This window comes from Variovorax sp. FW305-3-2-15-B-LB1 (assembly GCF_058787635.1).
Window position 1 is genome coordinate 1 of the sequence record NZ_JBYSZY010000090.1, and the last position, 17312, is coordinate 17312.

17 protein-coding genes are annotated in these 17312 nt (G+C 69.7%); all 17 read right to left on the bottom strand.

Annotation, left to right across the window (positions count from 1 at the left end):
- A partial coding sequence (locus AC3WQR_RS30515; RefSeq protein ID WP_492745735.1) for an SH3 domain-containing protein occupies window positions 1-627 on the bottom strand: 627 nt, incomplete at its 3' end.
- 78 nt (window positions 628-705) lie between these two features.
- Window positions 706-1755 carry a homocysteine S-methyltransferase family protein gene (locus AC3WQR_RS30520; RefSeq protein ID WP_070064057.1) on the bottom strand — a complete coding sequence of 350 codons (1050 nt, stop codon included), beginning with the start codon at window positions 1753-1755 and terminating at the stop codon, window positions 706-708.
- Window positions 1756-1811: 56 nt separating this feature from the next.
- Window positions 1812-2969 carry a histidinol-phosphate transaminase gene (locus AC3WQR_RS30525; protein WP_492745737.1) on the bottom strand — a complete coding sequence of 386 codons (1158 nt, stop codon included), beginning with the start codon at window positions 2967-2969 and terminating at the stop codon, window positions 1812-1814.
- Entirely contained in the window at window positions 2966-3787 is an 822-nt protein-coding gene (gene hutG / locus AC3WQR_RS30530) for an N-formylglutamate deformylase (protein ID WP_062482294.1), read from the bottom strand. Before hutG ends, AC3WQR_RS30525 begins: the two co-directional genes overlap by 4 nt.
- Before the next feature lie 6 nt (window positions 3788-3793).
- The gene (locus AC3WQR_RS30535) at window positions 3794-5176 is read right to left on the bottom strand and encodes a formimidoylglutamate deiminase (RefSeq protein WP_492745739.1); all 1383 of its coding nucleotides are present in this window, start codon (window positions 5174-5176) and stop codon (window positions 3794-3796) included.
- Window positions 5173-6429: an imidazolonepropionase gene (gene hutI, locus AC3WQR_RS30540; protein WP_492745741.1), complete on the bottom strand. Its 1257-nt coding sequence runs from the start codon at window positions 6427-6429 to the stop codon at window positions 5173-5175. Before hutI ends, AC3WQR_RS30535 begins: the two co-directional genes overlap by 4 nt.
- Window positions 6430-6452: 23 nt before the next feature.
- A complete protein-coding gene (locus tag AC3WQR_RS30545) occupies window positions 6453-7025 on the bottom strand; it encodes a HutD/Ves family protein (protein WP_070064053.1) in 573 nt (190 codons plus the stop codon).
- Window positions 7022-7690, bottom strand: a complete 669-nt coding sequence (locus AC3WQR_RS30550; RefSeq protein ID WP_062482282.1) for an amino acid ABC transporter permease — start codon at window positions 7688-7690, stop codon at window positions 7022-7024. The genes AC3WQR_RS30545 and AC3WQR_RS30550 overlap by 4 nt, the downstream gene beginning before the upstream one ends.
- Before the next feature lie 7 nt (window positions 7691-7697).
- Window positions 7698-8450 (bottom strand): transporter substrate-binding domain-containing protein, encoded by a 753-nt coding sequence (locus AC3WQR_RS30555; protein WP_062482279.1) that lies wholly within the window; start codon window positions 8448-8450, stop codon window positions 7698-7700.
- A 53-nt stretch (window positions 8451-8503) separates the two neighbouring features.
- Entirely contained in the window at window positions 8504-9238 is a 735-nt protein-coding gene (locus AC3WQR_RS30560) for an IclR family transcriptional regulator (RefSeq protein ID WP_095951039.1), read from the bottom strand.
- Window positions 9239-9371: 133 nt separating this feature from the next.
- Window positions 9372-10211, bottom strand: a complete 840-nt coding sequence (locus AC3WQR_RS30565) for a phytanoyl-CoA dioxygenase family protein (RefSeq protein WP_062481295.1) — start codon at window positions 10209-10211, stop codon at window positions 9372-9374.
- A gap of 71 nt (window positions 10212-10282) precedes the next feature.
- The gene (gene hutU, locus AC3WQR_RS30570) at window positions 10283-12013 is read right to left on the bottom strand and encodes a urocanate hydratase (RefSeq protein WP_492745744.1); all 1731 of its coding nucleotides are present in this window, start codon (window positions 12011-12013) and stop codon (window positions 10283-10285) included.
- A 37-nt stretch (window positions 12014-12050) separates the two neighbouring features.
- Window positions 12051-13613, bottom strand: a complete 1563-nt coding sequence (gene hutH, locus AC3WQR_RS30575) for a histidine ammonia-lyase (protein WP_070064048.1) — start codon at window positions 13611-13613, stop codon at window positions 12051-12053.
- Between the two features lie 70 nt (window positions 13614-13683).
- Window positions 13684-14421 (bottom strand): histidine utilization transcriptional repressor HutC, encoded by a 738-nt coding sequence (hutC, locus tag AC3WQR_RS30580; protein WP_095743138.1) that lies wholly within the window; start codon window positions 14419-14421, stop codon window positions 13684-13686.
- 7 nt (window positions 14422-14428) lie between these two features.
- On the bottom strand, window positions 14429-15223 hold the full coding sequence (locus AC3WQR_RS30585; RefSeq protein WP_062481286.1) for an ABC transporter ATP-binding protein: 795 nt from the start codon (window positions 15221-15223) through the stop codon (window positions 14429-14431).
- Entirely contained in the window at window positions 15208-16053 is an 846-nt protein-coding gene (locus AC3WQR_RS30590; RefSeq protein WP_370681937.1) for an ABC transporter permease, read from the bottom strand. Before AC3WQR_RS30590 ends, AC3WQR_RS30585 begins: the two co-directional genes overlap by 16 nt.
- Window positions 16054-16066: 13 nt before the next feature.
- The gene (locus AC3WQR_RS30595; RefSeq protein WP_487848900.1) at window positions 16067-17032 is read right to left on the bottom strand and encodes an ABC transporter substrate-binding protein; all 966 of its coding nucleotides are present in this window, start codon (window positions 17030-17032) and stop codon (window positions 16067-16069) included.
- Window positions 17033-17312: the final 280 nt, after the last annotated feature.

Genomic DNA, 17312 nt, shown 5'->3' on the forward strand with positions numbered 1-17312 from the left:
ATGCGGATGCGACACGCCCGGCTGCGGGCGCGGCGGGCGGAACCCCGGGTCGACGGGCGGCCGAATGCCCGGCCCGTGCGGGGGACGAACCCCAGGTCCATGAGGCGGACGGACCCCGGGTCCGTGGGGCGGACGCACGCCAGGCCCCGGCCAGGGCCGCGGCTGCCAGCCCGGGTGCACGGGCGGCGGCGGGCGCCAGCCCGCGATCGGCGGCGGCGGGGGCCGGTGGCCCCACCAGCGCCGGTCGCCGTACCAGGGGCGGTCGCGGTAGTAGTCGGCCCAGTAGCTGCCGATCACGAAGCTCACGATGGGCACGCCGATGACCGCGCCGTAGGTGGCCAGCGGCACGCGCTGCTGCTGGTAGGCGTAGTCGAGGTTCCTTGCCCAGACCCAGCCGCGCCCGCCGTCGGGCAGCACCACGTCGCACCAGCCGTAGCCGCTGGTGCAGCCGACCACGTCGACCGGCTGCCCCGGCCCGAGCCGTGCCACCAGCGGGTAGTCGCCCGAGGGCCCGGCGCGCAGGTTGACCGCGCCGCGCGTGAAGGCCTGCTGCGCCGCCGCGGCGAGCGGCAGCAGCAGGACGAGCGCGCCCAAGGCAGCGCGGCGCAAGAAGGATGTGGCGTTCATGGGAGGCTCCTGTGCGCCCCAGCGTAGGCGTGGGGCGGGGAGCCGTCAATCAGCCGAGGGCGCGCGCGGCGCCCGGCGTCAGGCGGCTTCCTTGTAGAAGCCGTTGCTGTTCAGGAGGCGGCCCTTCGCGGGCGCCACCGCTGCACCGATCGCCGCGATGTGGTCCGGCGTCGTGCCGCAGCAGCCGCCCACGATGTTCACCAGCCCCTCGGCCGCGAACTCGTGCAGCAGGCGCGAGGTGACGTCGGGCGTCTCGTCGAAGCCGGTGTCGCTCATCGGGTTGGGCAGGCCGGCGTTCGGGTAGCAGCTGATGTAGGTGTCGCCCGCCACGCGCGCCAGCTCCTGGATGTAGGGGCGCATCAGCGTCGCGCCCAGCGCGCAGTTCAGGCCGATGGCCAGCGGCTGCGCATGGCGCACGCTGTGCCAGAAGGCGGTGACGGTCTGGCCGCTGAGGATGCGGCCCGAGGCATCGGTGACCGTGCCGCTGATGATCAGCGGCAGGCGCTGGCCGCTGTTGTCGAAATATTCGTCCACCGCGAACAGCGCGGCCTTGGCGTTGAGCGTGTCGAAGATGGTCTCGACCAGGATCACGTCGGCGCCGCCTTCGACCAATGCTTCGGTCTGCTCGTAGTACGCCGCGCGCAGCGATTCGAAATCGACATTGCGCGCGCCCGGGTCGTTCACGTCGGGGCTGATGCTCGCGGTCTTGGGCGTCGGGCCGAGGGCGCCGGCCACGAAGCGCGGCTTGTCGGGCGTGCTGTACTTGTCGCAGGCCGCGCGCGCCAGCTTGGCCGATTCGAGGTTCATCTCGCGCGCCAGGTGGGCCATCTTGTAGTCCTCCTGCGCGATGGTGGTGGCGCCGAAGGTGTTGGTCTCGATGAGGTCGGCGCCGGCCGCGAGGTAGGCCTCGTGGATGTCGGTGATGACGTCGGGGCGCGTGAGCGACAGCAGCTCGTTGTTGCCCTTCACGTCGCGCTCGAAATCCTTGAAGCGCTCGCCGCGGTATTGCTCCTCGGTGAGCTTGAAGCGCTGGATCATCGTGCCCATCGCGCCGTCGAGGATGGCAATGCGGTTGGCGAGGATGCCCGGCAGCGCCTGGCCGCGGGTATAGATGAGGGGCTTGGTCATGTCCGCGATTGTAAAAACCCCGGTCTGGCCCGGCGCGCAGGCGGGTCTTGCCGGCGTCAGCCTTGCCCGCCCGCGATCTCCGACAGCGCCTGCACGAAGCGCGCGTTGTCCGCGTCGGTGCCCACCGACACGCGGATGAAGGTCTCGAAGCCCGGCTCTTTCCAGGGCTTGACGATGATCCCGCGCGCCAGCAGGGCCTCGTTGACCGGCGCGTTGGGCCGCCCGAGGTCGACGAACAGGAAGTTGGCCGCCGAAGGCGCGATGCGCAGGCCCGGCCAGACCGACCCGGCCAGGGCGCGAAGCTGCGCCGCCAGCGCCTCGCGCTGTTGCACGGTGCGCGCCACCGCCTGCGCCATGAAGGCCTCGTCGCCCCAGGCCGCCAGCGCCGCGGCCTGCGCCGCCAGGTTCACGTTGAAGGGCGTGCGCACGCGGTCGAGCAGCTGCACCAGCGCCGCGTCGGACGCAATGCCGTAGCCCACGCGCAGGCCGGCCAGGCCCCAGGCCTTGGAGAAGGTGCGCAGCACGATCCAGGGGGAGCGGCCTTCGCCGGCCGCCTGCCACGCACGCAGCAGGGCGAGCACGTCGGGGTAGCCGGGCGCCAGCCGCGCATATTCGTAGTAGGCCTCGTCCACCACCAGCAGCGTGCCCGCGGGCACCGCCGCGAGCAGGCGCGCGAAGTCGTCCGCATCGAACATGCAGCCGACCGGGTTCGAGGGGTTGGCCAGCATCACCACCTTGGGCCCGCGCGCGAGCGCCGCGCACCAGGCGTCGACGTCGAAGCCGAGTTCCGGCGTGAGCGTCAGCAGCTCGACCTGCGCGCCCATCATGCGCGGGTAGATCTCGTGCAGGCCGAAGGCCGGGCGCTGCGTGAGCACGCGGTCGCCCGGCGACAGCAGCGCCTGGCACAGCATCTGCAGGATGTCCTCGGAGCCGTTGCCGATCACCACCTCGCCGGGCTGCGCGCCGGTGCGCTGCGCGATGGCGGCACGCAGCGCCGTGGAGTTGGCGTCGGGGTAGGTGCCCGCGCGCGCTGCCAGGTCGACCAGCGCCCGCGCCACCGCGGGGCTGGAGCCGTACGGGTTCTCGTTGCTCGCCAGCCGCGCGATCTCGCTGACGCCGTAGCGCGCGCGCACGGCCTCCGAGGACAGCCCCGCGTTGTAGGGCGGCAGCGGCGGCACCTCGGGGCGCGCGAACGCGTGGATGGCGGCGCTCACCGGGCGCCGCCTTCGACGAAGGCCAGCACCGCTTCCAGCATGCGGCGCACGTGCGGCTTCACGCCCGCGGCCACGTCGGGCAGGTAGTCGAAGGGCAGCGCTTCCTGCATGTAGCTCGACTGGGTCATCTCCAGCTGCACCGCGTGCACGCCGCCGGCCGGGTTGCCGTACTGGCGCGTGATGTGGCCGCCCTTGAAGCGGCCGTTGAGCACGCCGGTGTAGCCCGGCGCCGATTCGGCGATGCCGCGCAGCGTGGCGGCCAATGCGGGGTCGCAGCTCTTGCCGTCGGCGGTGCCCAGGTTCAGGTCGGGCAGCTTGCCTTCGAAGAAGCGCGGCAGCACGGAGCGGATGGAGTGCGCGTCCCACAGCGCGACGGTGCCGTGCGCGGCCGTGAGGCGGTCGAGCTCGGCCTGCAGCTGCTGGTGGTAGGGCCGCCAGACGGCCTCGCGGCGTTCGGCAACTTCTTCGTCGGACGGGTGGTCTTCGGGCTTGGCATAGACCGGCGTGTCGTCGAAGGTGTCGACCGGGCACAGGCCGGTGACGCTCTGGCCCGGGTACAGGCTGGCGCCGTCCGGCGGACGGTTCAGGTCGACCACGTAGCGCGAGTGCGTGGCCACGAGCACCGAGGCGCCGAGTGCGTCGGCGAAGTCGTAGAGCTGTTCGAGGTGCCAGTCGGTGTCTGGCACGTGGCGCGCCTCGTCGGTGAAGCGGGCGGCCAGCGCGGGCGGCACGTGCGTGCCGACGTGCGGCATCGAGATCAGCAGCGGGCGCGTGCCCTGGCGGAAGCGGAACGCCGGTTCGGTGGTGGTGAAGGCCATGGGAATTCAGTCCTTGAGGAGTTGGGTGCGCGCGGCAACGAAGGCGGCTGCGGCATCGCCATGCAGCGCGTGGCGCCCGGCCGTGACGCGCGGGCGGCCCGCCACCCAGACCGCGTCGACGGCCGAGGTGCGGTGGCTCGCGAACACATGGGCCGAGAGCATGTCAGGTGCCGACAGGCCCTGCAGCGCGAGGTGATGCGCGTCGAGCACGACGAAGTCGGCCTGCTGCCCCGCGGCCAGCCCGCCGACCGCGCGGCCCGAAGCCTGCGCCCCGCCCTGCACGGCTTCGAGCGTGAGCGCGGTGGCCACGTGCGGCTGCGCCGCGCTGGCGCCGACGTTGCGCTGGCGCCGGCCCAGACGCTGGCTGTACTCGAGCATCAGCAGTTCTTCGGCCGCGTTGACGCTGGCGTGGCTGTCGGAGCCCACGCCCCAGGCGCCGCCGTGGCTGCGCCAGCGCGCGAAGTCGAAGATGCCGTCGCCCAGGTTGGCCTCGGTGGTCGGGCACAGGCCCGCGACCGCGCCGCTCTGGGCCGCGTATTCGTACTCGGCGTCGTTCATGTGCGTGGCGTGCACGAGGCACCAGCGCGCATCGACGCTCGCGTGGTCGAGCAGCCATTCGACCGGGCGCAGGCCGCTCCACTCCACGCAGTCGTCCACTTCCTTCGTCTGCTCGGCGATGTGGATGTGGACCGGCGCGGTGCGGTCGATGGCGTCCAGGCCGGCGAGCGCCTCGCGCAGCGCCTCGGGCGGCACGGCGCGCAGCGAATGCGGCGCCAGGCCCAGGCGCGCGCCCTGCGCGTCGCAGTCGGGCTTGAGCGCGTCGAGCAGGCGCAGCATCGATTCGGTCGAGCGGATGAAGCGGCGCTGCCCCTCGGTGGGCGGCTGGTCGCCGAAGCCGCTGGTCTGGTAGAGCACGGGCAGCAGCGTGAAGCCGATGCCGGTGTTGCGCGCGGCGCGCAGCAGCGCGCGGCTCAGCGCCGCGTCGTCGGCGTAGGGACGGCCGTCGGTGTCGTGGTGCACGTACTGGAACTCGCACACGCTGGTGTAGCCCGCCTCGAGCATCTCGGCGTAGAGCCAGGTCGCGATGGCCTCCATGTGCTGCGGGCCGAGGCGCGCGGCAAAACGGTACATCAGCGTGCGCCAGCTCCAGAAGCTGTCCTGCTGCTCCGCCCGGTGCTCGGTGAGGCCCGCGAAGGCGCGCTGGAAGGCGTGCGAATGCAGGTTGGGCATGCCGGGGATCACGGGGCCGGTCGCCACCTGCGCCCCCGCGGGCGGCTGCGCGCCGGCCTGGACCTGCGTGAGCTGGCCGGCGTCGTTCCACGTCAGCAGGACGTTCTTGGTCCAGCCTGCGGGCAGCAGCGCATCGGCTGCGAAAAGCGTGTGTGTCATTCGGTGGCTCCGATGGCGATGCGTCCCTGGCGCACCACGGCGCGCACCGGCTGCCGGCCGAACCAGTAGGCCAGCTCGGCGGCGTCGTGCAGGTTCCAGAGCACGAAGTTGGCGGGCATGCCGGGCGCGATGGCACCGTGCGTGTCCTGCAGGCCCAGCGCGCGCGCGGCGTGCACGGTGACGCCGGCCAGCGCCTCGGGCACGGTGAGGCGGAACAGCGTGCAGGCCATGTTGACCATCAGCAGCAGGCTCAGCGTCGGCGAGGTGCCGGGGTTGTGGTCGGTCGACACGGCCATCGGCACGCCCGCGGCGCGCAGCGCGTCGATGGGCGGCAGGTGCGTGTCGCGCAGCGTGTAGTAGGCGCCCGGCAGCAGCACGGCCACGGTGCCCGACTGGCGCATGGCCGCGATGCCGTCGGCCGACAGGTGCTCGATGTGGTCGCACGACAGCGCGCCGTAGCGCGCGGCCAGCGCCGCGCCGCCCATGTCCGACAGCTGCTCGGCATGCAGCTTCACCGGCAGGCCCAGCGCCTGCGCGGCTTGGAAGACCTGCTCGGTTTCCGCGAGCGAGAAGGCGATGCGTTCGCAGAACACGTCGACCGCATCGACCAGCCCTTCGGCGGCGAGCGCGGGCAGCATCTCTTTGCAGACGAGGTCGATGTAGTCGCCACTGCGGCCCGCGTATTCGGGCGGCAGCGCGTGCGCACCGAGGAAGGTGGTGCGCACGGTGACGCCGTAGGCCTGGCCCAGGCGCCGCGCCACGCGCAGCTGCTTGCGCTCGTGTTCGAGCGCCAGGCCGTAGCCCGACTTGATCTCGATGGCGCAGACGCCGTCGGCCAGCAGCTGCTCGAGGCGCGCGGCGGCCTGGGCGAACAGCGTGTCTTCATCGGCTTCACGCGTGGCGCGCACCGACGACACGATGCCGCCGCCGGCCTTCGCCACCTCTTCGTAGGTGGCGCCCGCGAGCCGCATCGCGAACTCGTTGGCGCGCTGGCCGCCGTAGACCAGGTGCGTGTGGCAGTCGACGAGGCCGGGCGTGACGAGCGCGCCGCCGCCGTCGTGCGGCGCGAGCCCCGCGAACTCGGCGGGCAGATCGGCGCGCGCACCGACCCAGCGGACCGTGCCCTGCACGACCACGAGGGCGGCTTCGGCGTCGGGCGCCAAGGTGACGCCGGGCGCCGCACCGGGCGCCAGGCGCAGGCCGGTCCACAGGCCGTCGGCCGAGGGGAATTCGCTGGGGGGTGTCATCGTCATCTCCTGTTCTTTGCTTGGGCCGCTCAGGCCGGCACGAAGCGCACGGCCACCAGCCGCGCGCCGTCGCTCGCCGGTGCGGCCTGCCATGCCTGCGCGGCGTCGGTCCAGCACAGGCCGTCGCCGTCACCCAGGGCTTCGCCGTCATTCAAGCGCCACTCGCCGCGCAACGCCAGCAGCACGCCGTGCGGCGCGGGCGCGATGTCGGCGGCGCGTTCCAGCACCTGCACGTCGGCACGCCACTGGCCGCCGCGCGCCATCACGTTGAAATCGTTCGAGGCGCCGCCGAGCAGCGTGCAGTCGATCGGGTCGTCGCCGGAAAAAGCGAAGGGCTGGTGCGGCACGTCGAGCCGGTGCGACACGCGGCCGTCGTGCGTGAAGAGGCGCACGCCGTCGCCTTCGAGCAGCATGATCTGGCGGTCGATGCCCGGGAACACCGAGAACGGGCCCGGCGACGCGATGGTGGCGATGCTCACGCGCCAGCCGAAGCTGTCGAGCCCCGCGCCGTGCGGCCAGCTGGCGATTTCCTGCGTGGTGCCGCCGCCGTTCTTCCAGGGCGTGGCGCGCAGGGTCGCGCGCGAAAAACGCTGCACGCTCATCGCATCAACCCGCCCTGGCGCAGCTTCTGTTCGAAATGCCGCAGGATCAGGGTCATCGTGCCCGTGAGCATGAAGTACACGAGCGCGATGGCCAGGTACACCTCGAGCGAGCGGTACGACACGCTGATGATCTTCTGGCCTTCGTGCATCACGTCATGGATGGTCAAGAGCGACACCAGCGCCGAGTTCTTGATGAGCGCGATGAACTCGTTGCCCAGCGGCGGGATCATGCGCACCACGGCCTGCGGCAGCACGATCTGGCGCATGGCCACGCCGGGCGTCATGCCCAGCGATTGCGCGGCCATGGTCTGGCCCTTGTCGATCGACTGGATCGCGCCGCGCACGATCTCGGACACGTAGGCGCCCGAGTACACGCCGAGCCCCAGCACGCCGCACACGAAGGCCGGCAGCAGGATGCCGAAGTGCGGCAGGCCGAAGAACAGAATGAACAGCTGCACCAGCAGCGGCGTGCCGCGAATCGCCGCCACGTAGGCGGTGCACACGCCGTAGATCCAGCGCCGCTTCGGGTTCAGCCGGCCGATGCCGACCAGCAGGCCCAGCACGCAACCCAGGGCCAGCGCGCAGGCGGTGATCTCCACCGTGACCAGCGCGCCGCGCAGCAGGTCGGGCCAACCCTGCCAGACGGGCGAGAAATCGAAGTCCATGGCGCGCTTACTTGGCGGTGGCGCTGAACCACTTCTTCACGATCGCGGCGTAGGTGCCGTCGGCCTTGAGCTTCTCGATCGCGCCGTTCACGGCCTTGGTGAGCTCGGGCGTGTCCTTGCGGATGGCCATGCCGTATTCCTCGGTGGTGATCTGTTCGTCGAGCACCTTCAGGCCGCCGCGCGTGCGCACGTACTGGAAGGCGGCGGGCTTGCCGGTGACGGCGGCGTCGGCGCGGCCGATGTCCACGAGGTTGAACATCTCCTGGTTCTTCTCGACTTCCATCAGCTGCACCTGCGGGAATTTCTCCTTCGTGTACGACACGGACTTGGTGCCCACCTGCACGCTGACCTTCTTGCCGTTGATGTCGGCCGGCTTCTTGATGGTCGTGTTGTTGTCCTTCACCATGACCACGAGGCCGCCGGCGTAGTACGGCACGGTGAAGTCGACGACCTTCTTGCGCTCGTCGGTGATGTAGATGCCCGACACGGCCATGTCGAAGCGCTTCGAAATGAGGCCCGGCACGAGGCCCTTGAAGTCGATGTCGATCCACTCGATCTTGCGGCCCAGCGTCTTGCCGATGGCCTCGACCAGCTCCACGTCGAAGCCGGTGCGCTTGCCGTTTTCCACGAACTCCATCGGCGGGAAGGTGGCGTCGGTGGCCACGCGCAGCGGCTCGCCCTGAGCTTGCGCGGCGCCAGCGAAACCGAAGAAGGCGAGGCCGGACAGGGCGGCGGCGACGAGGGTGCGACGGGTGTTCATGGGGAGGGCTTTCGTGGAGGTGAGGGAGGGAGAAAGAAAAAGAAAAGCGGCGACTACTGCAGTGCGCGCGAGATGCGGGCCGCCGTGACGACGGTCATGTGGACCAATGCAGCTTCCATGCCTTCGACGCGCGTGAGCGGCGCCATGAGCGTGATCGCCCCGCGCAGGCGCCGGCCCGCGGCCAGCACCGGCGCGCTCGCGCCCCACACGCCGGCATCGACCTCGCCGTGGGTCACGGCATGGCCGGCGGCGCGGATGGCGTCGAGTTCGGCGGCGCGCTCGGCGCGGCGTTCCGGGCCTTCGTCGAGACCGTCGAGCAGCAGGTCGCGCGCGTCGTCGGGCGCGTGGGCCAGCAGGCACTTGGCGCTGGCGCCGTCGCGCGCGGGCACGCTGCGGCCGCGGTCGAAGGAGCAGCGCAGCGACTGTTCGCTGTCGATCATCTCCAGGCACACGACGCGCTCGTTCACCAGGGTGACGAGCGCGACGCTCTCGTGGCTTTGCTGCGCCAGCACGCGCATGTCGGCGCGCGCGGCCATCACGAGGTCGGAGTTGCCGTCGAAGCCGCTGGCCAGCTGCACGCTGACGGGCCCCGGCGAGTAGCGGCCCTCGGACTCCATCACGAAGCCCCAGCGGCGCAGGGTGGCGACCTGGCGGTACAGCGTGCTCTGCGACAGGCCCGTGGCCTGCACGAGCTCGGCCGCCGTCATCGCCGCCTTGCTTTGCGCCAGCACCGACAGCACGAACAGCGCGCGGTCGTTGTGGGCGGGAGCGTCAAGGGGGGTCGTCATCGGGGGCAATCGCTGGGCGGTCGAAAGTGGATGCGGCGTGCAGTATCTTGCTCGCCGTTCTCACGACCAAGCTCGAATTCCCACTCGATGGGAATGAGCGCGTTTTTTCTTTCTACCTTCGTCTTACCGGGGCTCAGCGCACCAGCAGCGGAAAGAGCGGATCGTCCATCGGCGCGCCGGCCGGCAGGCGCTCGGCCAGGCCCGGGAAATCGGGCGAGGTCTTCCAGCTGCGCGGGGCGTGGCGGATGTCGTCGCCCAAAAAGCGCACCGAGAACACGCGGCGCCGGTTCGGCCCCTCGACGCCGGCGGCCGCATGCAGCGTGAGCATGTGGAAGCAGACGAAGTCGCCCGGCTCGATGTCCCAGCCGACGATGGGAAAGCGCTCGCGCGCGCCCTCGATGTCGGGCAGGTCGTCGAGGCTGCCTTCGGGGAACCACTTGGCGTGGTTGTCCATGAAGGTGCGCGGCATGAGCCACGGCCCCTTGTGGGAGCCGGCCACGAACTCGAGCGTGGCGGCACGCGACACCGGATCGACCGGAATCCACATGCTGACGTTCTGCATGCCCTCGATGTTGTAGTAGGGCTGGTCCTGGTGCCACGGCGTGCGCTGGCGCGTGCCGGGCTCCTTCACGAGCAGGTGGTCGTGGTACAGGCGCACGGTGTCGGAGCCCATGAGCCGCTGCGCGAGTGGCGCCAGCGGCGCCTCTCTGATGAAGCGGCCGAAGGCGTCGATCTCCTGCCAGTTGCAGAAGTCCTCGAAGAAGCGGCCCGGGTCGTCGGGCCGGCTCGCGACCTTGGCGCGCGGGCTGGGCGCCGCCAGGTTCGCCTCGATGCCGTCACGCAGCAGCGCGAGTTCGTCGGCCGTGAGCAGCTGGCGGATGCAGACCGCGCCGTCGCGCTGGAACTGCGCCACCAGCGCGTCGTCCACGCGTTCGCGCACGCGGCGCTGCAGGTCGCAAGCATCGAGGGTCATCGTCGGGTCTCCTTCGTGTGTCGGGTGTCGGGTGACCCGCTTTTTTACTTCACCTGCGGCGCCTGCCGGCCTTACTTGATCATCGGCAGCTTGAGGCCCTGCTTCTTCGCCGTGGCCACGGCGATGTCGTAGCCCGCGTCGGCATGGCGCATGACGCCGGTCGCCGGGTCGTTGAAGAGCACGCGCCCGATGCGCTTGGCCGCGGCGTCGGTGCCGTCGCACACGATCACCACACCCGAGTGCTGCGAGTAGCCCATGCCCACGCCGCCGCCGTGGTGCAGGCTGACCCAGGTCGCGCCGCCGGCCGTGTTGAGCAGGGCGTTGAGCAGCGGCCAGTCGGAGACGGCATCGGTGCCGTCCTTCATGGCTTCGGTCTCGCGGTTCGGGCTGGCGACCGAGCCGGTGTCCAGGTGGTCGCGGCCGATGACGATCGGGCCCTTGAGCTCGCCGTTCTTCACCATCTCGTTGAAGGCCAGGCCGGCGATGTGGCGCTCGCCCAGGCCGAGCCAGCAGATGCGCGCGGGCAGGCCCTGGAAGGCGATGCGCTCGCGCGCCATGTCGAGCCAGCGGTGCGTGTGGGTGTTGTCGGGGAACAGCTCCTTGATCTTGGCGTCGGTCTTGTAGATGTCTTCCGGATCGCCCGAGAGCGCCACCCAGCGAAACGGGCCCTTGCCTTCGCAGAACAGCGGACGGATGTAGGCCGGCACGAAGCCCGGGAAGTCGAAGGCGTTCTTCACGCCTTCGTCGAACGCGACCTGGCGGATGTTGTTGCCGTAGTCGACCGTGGGGATGCCCATGGCCTGGAAGTCGAGCATGGCCTGCACGTGCACGGCGCACGATTGGGCGGCGGCCTTCTTCAGGGCGTCGTGTTGCGACGCGTCCTTCATGGCGGCCTGCCATTGCGGCACGCTCCAGCCCGAGGGCAGGTAGCCGTTGATCAGGTCGTGCGCGGAGGTCTGGTCGGTCACGAGGTCGGGCTTGAGGCCGCCGGCCTTCGCGCGCTTGACCAGCTCGGGCAGGATGTCGGCCGCGTTGCCCAGCAGCGCGATCGACACGGCTTCCTTGGCATCGCAATGCTGCTTGATCAGCTCGAAGGCGTGGTCGATGTCGCGCGCCTGCTTGTCGACGTAGCGCGTGCGCAGGCGGAAGTCGATGCTCGACTGCTGGCACTCGATGTTCAGCGACACGGCGCCGGCCAGCGTGGCCGCGAGCGGCTGTGCGCCGCCCATGCCGCCCAGGCCGGCCGTGAGGATCCACTTGCCCGCGAGGCTGTTGTTGTAGTGCTGGCGGCCGGCTTCGACGAAGGTTTCGAAGGTGCCTTGCACGATGCCCTGGCTGCCGATGTAGATCCAGCTGCCAGCGGTCATCTGGCCGTACATGAAGAGGCCCTGGCGGTCGAGCTCGTTGAAGTGCTCCCAATTGGCCCACTTCGGCACGAGGTTGGAGTTGGCGAGCAGCACGCGCGGTGCATCGGCATGCGTCTTGAACACGCCGACCGGCTTGCCCGATTGAATGAGCAGCGTCTCGTCGTCTTCCAGTTCCTTCAGCGAGGCAAGGATCTGGTCGTAGCAGGCCCAGTCGCGCGCGGCGCGGCCGATGCCGCCGTACACCACGAGGTCTTGCGGGCGCTCGGCCACTTCGGCGTCGAGGTTGTTCTGCAGCATGCGGTACGGCGCTTCGGTGAGCCAGCTCTTGCAGTTGAGCTCGGTGCCGCGCGGGGCGCGGATCACGCGGGTCGGGTCATGGCGCGGGTCGGTGCCGGCAGCGGGGGTGTTCAGGGCGAATTTGTCGGGTGCGTTCATGGCGTGGTTCTCCTTGTCGGGTGGCGGTCGGTACGGATCACTTCGAGTGGCTGGGCAGGATGTCGAGCAGCGCGGCCGGCAGGTCGGCCGCGAGCGCCCACAGGCGCATGGCTTCGATGTCGGGTGCGAGGTAGCGGTCGGTCTCGAGGAACGCGACCTTCTGGCGGATGCGGGCGAATTCCGCTTCGACCAGCGGCGAACTCTTCAGCTTGCGCTTGAGTTCGATGCCCTGGGCGGCGGCCATCGCTTCGATGCCCACCACCACGGCGGTGTTGTTGACCATGTCGCCCAGGCGGCGCGCCGCGAAGGTGGCCATCGACACGTGGTCTTCCTGGTTGGCCGAGGTCGGCAGGCTGTCGACGCTGGCGGGGTGCGCGTGCGACTTGTTTTCCGAGGCGAGCGCGGCGGCCGTGACCTGCGCGATCATGAAGCCGGAGTTCAGGCCGCCGTCGCGCACCAGGAAGGGCGGCAGGCCCGACAGGCCGCTGTCGAGCAGCAGCGCGAGGCGGCGCTCGGCGATGGCGCCGACTTCGCTCACGGCCAGCGCGATGATGTCGGCCGCGAACGCGACCGGCTCGGCGTGGAAGTTGCCGCCCGAGATCACTTCGCCGGTGTCGCAGAACACGAGCGGGTTGTCCGATGCGGCATTGGCTTCGATGACCAGCACGCGCGAGGCGTGGGCCAGGTTGTCGAGGCAGGCGCCCATCACCTGCGGGATGCAGCGCACCGAGTACGGGTCCTGCACTCGGCCGCAGTCGGCGTGCGAGGGAACGATCTCGCTGCCGTCGAGCAGCGTGCGCACGGCGCCGGCCACGGCGATCTGGCCGGGCTGGCCGCGCGCGGCGTGGATGCGGGCGTCGAATGGCTTGATCGAGCCCTGGATGGCTTCGAGCGACAGCGCGCCCGACATCAGCGCGGCGGCAAACACGTCTTCGGCGCCGAACAGGCCGGCCAGCGCCAGCGCGGTCGACACCTGCGTGCCGTTGAGCAGCGCCAGGCCTTCCTTGGGGCCGAGCACGAAGGGTTCGAGGCCGATGCTGCGCATGGCTTCAGCGCCGCTCACCTTCTTGCCGTCGGCCAGCGTGGCTTCGCCTTCGCCGATGAGCACGCAGGCCATGTGCGCAAGCGGCGCCAGGTCGCCCGAGGCGCCGACCGAGCCCTTGCACGGGATGCTGGGCGTGACGCCCGCGTTGAACAGCGCCAGCAGCGCATCGACCAGCGCGGGCCGCACGCCCGAGTGGCCGCGCGCCAGGCTCACGGCCTTGGTCGCGAGGATCATGCGCACCACCGGCGCGGCCAGCGGCTCGCCCGTGCCCACGCTGTGCGAGAGCACGAGGTTGCGCTGCAGCTCGGCCAGGTGGTCGTTGCCGATGCGCGTGCTGGCGAGCTTGCCGAAACCGGTGTTGATGCCGTAGACCACCTCGTCGTTCTCGACGATGTGGCGCACCGCGGCCTCGGCCTTGGCCATGCCGTCCTGCACCGACGGGTCGAGCGCAAGGTGCACGCCGCCGGCCTGGATGCGTCGCAGCATCGCAAGGTCGACCTTGCCGGGCGTGAGGGTCAATGTGGCGTGGGGAGTGGCGGTGTGATTGCTTGGCATGTGAACCTGTCTATACAAGTGGTTGCGAGAGAAAACGTGGGCCTCTGAGGGTCGAAAAAAAACGGTCTGTCTAGCCGAAGGTCGGGTTGCCGTCGGACTTGAAACGACTGCCCAGGCTGTAGCGGGACGCGGGATGCAGGCAGCGCACCCAGGTCACGGGCGTGTTGCGGATCCAGGTGCGGCGCGTCAGCAGCAGGCAGGGGTCGGTGGGCGCCATCGCGAGCCGCTCGGCCTGTTCGGCGCTGGGCAGCACGGCATCGACGACGTGTTCGATCTGGTCGAAGGGCACGTTGCGCACCAGGTACTCGCTGGGCGGCACGACCGTGAAGTCCTGCTCGAGAAAGTCGGGCACGACCTGCGGGTTGACGTAGCGCTCCTCGAGCTGCACGGGCGTGTCGTTGTCCAGGTGCAGGCAGGCGCTGTGGAACACCGAGTCGCCCGCGCGCAGGTCGAGCCAGGCGGCCACGTCGGGCGAGGCCGCGAGGCGCTCGACCGCGAGCATCTCGCAGCGGTAGTCGTGGCCGCGCTGGCGGATCTCGCTGGCGATGTTGGCGATCTGCAGCAGCGTCGACTGTGGCTTGTTCTCGGCCACGAAGCTGCCGACGCCGGCCACGCGCACGATGCGGCCCTGCTCCATGAGCTCGCGCAGGGCGCGGTTCACGGTCATGCGCGCCATGCCGAACTGCGCGACCAGCTCGTTCTCGGAAGGCAGGCGGTGGCCGGGCGGCCACGTGCCGTCCTGGATCTTTCGGGAGATGTGATCCTTGACTTGCGCATAGAGCGCGAGGGACGGCAGGTCGCGTTTCATCGTGCTTTCAATGTTCCGCGGCGGCCATCGACTCGGCGCGGATTTCTTCGGTCAGGCGCGCCTTGATGTCCATGAACTCGGGCGAGGTCTTGATGGTGTAGCTGCGCGGGTGCGGGAAGTCGACCGCGATCTCGGTCTTGATGCGGCCCGGCCGCGCGCTGAACACCGCCACGCGGTTGGCCATGAAGATCGCCTCGTCGATGTCGTGCGTGACGAACAGCACCGTCTTCTGCGCCGACTCCCAGATGCCCAGCAGCAGCTCCTGCATGAGCACGCGGGTCTGGTTGTCGAGCGCGCCGAAGGGCTCGTCGAGCAGCAGCATCTTGGGGTCGTTGGCCAGCGCGCGTGCAATGGCCGTGCGCTGCTGCATGCCGCCCGAGAGCTGCTTGGGAAAGTGGTGCTCGAAACCGCGCAGGCCGACCTTGGCGATGAAGAACTCGCTGCGCTCCTTCTGGTCGGCCTCGCTCATGCCGCGCTCGCGCAGGCCGAAGCGGATGTTCTGCGCCACCGTGAGCCACGGGAACAGCGTGTAGCTCTGGAACACCACGCCGCGGTCGGCGCCCGGGCCTTCGATGCGCTCGCCGTCGAGCATCACCTGGCCGGTGGTCGGGAAGTCGAGCCCCGCCACGATGCGCAAGAGCGTCGACTTGCCGCAGCCCGAGGGGCCGAGGATGGTGACGAAGTCGTTCTCCTTCACCTCGAAGTCGATCGGCTGCAGCGCCTGCGTGCGCTGGCCCTTGGTACCGGTGAAGACGCGCGAGACGCCTTGAATGGAGAGTTGGTTCTTCACAGTGCAGCCCATGCAAACAGACGGCGATTCATCGCCTTGAAAGCGAAGTCGGACAACAGGCCGATGACGCCGATCACGATGATCCCGAAGATGATCTGCCCGGTGTTCAGCAGCGCCTGGCTGTCGGTGATCATGTGGCCGATGCCCGACGAGGAGCCGATGAGTTCCGCCACGATCACATACGTCCAGGCCCAGCCCAGCACGAGGCGCAGCGTTTCGGCGATGCCCGGCGCGGCGCCCGGAATGAGCACGCGCGCCACGATGCCGCGGCTGTTGGCGCCCAGCGTGTAGGCGGCCTCGACGAGGTCGCGCCGCGCGCCGCCCACGGTGACGGCCACCATCAGCACGATCTGGAAGAACGAGCCGATGAAGATCACCAGCAGCTTCTGCATTTCGCCCAGGCCCGCCCACAGGATGAGCAGCGGGATGAAAGCCGAGGCCGGCAGGTAGCGGCAGAACGACACGAAGGGCTCGAAGAAGGCCTCGACGGTCTTCCAGGTGCCCATGGCCACGCCCAGCGGCACCGCGATGACGGCCGCCAGCAGGAAGCCGCCGAACACGCGCCACACGGTCATGCCGATGTCGCCGATGAAGCCGTACTCGGTGAAGAGCAGCCAGCCCTCCTTGACCATCGTGATCGGGCTCGCCAGGAAGGTGGGCGACACGAAGCCGCCCAGCGTGGCGATGCCCCACACCACCACGAAGAGCACGAAGAAGCCCAGCCCCAGCATCGTGCGCGCGGACGCGCTGATGGGTTCGAGCGGCGCGAACACGCGACGCCGCACGGGAGGCGCGGGCGGCGGCGTCACGGCGCGCGCCGGAGCGGCGGTCATCGGTTGCATCTGCGGCAAGGCCTTACTTGACATAGCTGGCGTCGAAGGTGGCGGCATAGTCTTCCGGCGCCTTGCGGATCACGCCGGCCTCCAGCAGGATGGCCGCGGCTTCCTTCATGAAGCTGGTGAGCTCGCCCGCGAAGAACTTCTGGTTGGCGGCCTTGTCCTGCCAGCGCAGGTAGGCCGACGACTTGGCGAACTGCTCGCCGCTTTGCTTGACGGCCGAGCCCATGAGTTCGTTGGCCTTGGCCGGGTCGGCCTTGATCATGTCCAGCGCGTCGAAGTACGACTTGGTGAGCGCGGCAGCGGCCTTGGCGTTGGTCTTGAGCCAGGTGGGCGCGCAGCCGACGGTGTCCATCACCATCGGGTAGTCGAGCGTGGTGGCCAAAATCTTGCCGGCGGCCGGGTTGGCGCGCACGGTCGACAGGTAGGGCTCGTAGGTCATGGCGGCGTCGTTCTGGCCGGCCACGAAAGCCTGCGCGGCAGGCTGCGGCTCGAGCGAGACCACCTTCACGTCCTTCAGGCTCATGCCGTTCTTGCTGAGCATCCAGGCCAGGCCGAAGTACGGCGCGGTGCCCGGGGCGCTCACGCCGATGCTCTTGCCCTTGAGGTCAGCAAAGCTCTTCACGTCGTTGCGCACGGCCAGGCCGTCGGCGCCGTAGGACTTGTCCATCTGGAAGATCTGCACGATCGGCACGCCGTTGGCGTTCCAGGCCACGTGCGTCTCCACCGTGGTGGCCGCGCACTGGATCGCGCCGGAGGCCAGCGCCAGGTGGCGGTCCTTCTGCGGGATCATCTTGAGTTCGACGTCCAGCCCGTTCTTCTTGAAGATGCCGGCCTTGTCGGCCAGCGAGAGCGGCGCAAAGCCGGTCCAGCCGGACATGCCGAGCGAAATCTTCGTGTCCTGGGCGGCGGCCGTTCCGGCCATGCCCGCTGCACATGCACCTGCTGCCAGCAGCGAAGCGACTTTCACAACTACCTTGACCATGGGGACTCCTGGTTCCATTTTTTGAGAGAGGTGACTCGGCGATACATGCCCGGGGGATATGGGCAGCACGCCTCGCATTGTTGCCAGGCGCCCCAACTTGTATATACAGGATAACCCGAAAGTCCTGTTTTGGTTCATCTCCGAGAGAAATGCCCCAGTTTGCTGTCTAGACAAGAGGGGTGCCGGGACGGGGTTCACCATTGCAAACGCCGTGCCACAGTCATATCGGAGCCGCTGGGGGACAATCGGCGTCCGCCCCGGCTCCGGCCCTTTTCTCCCC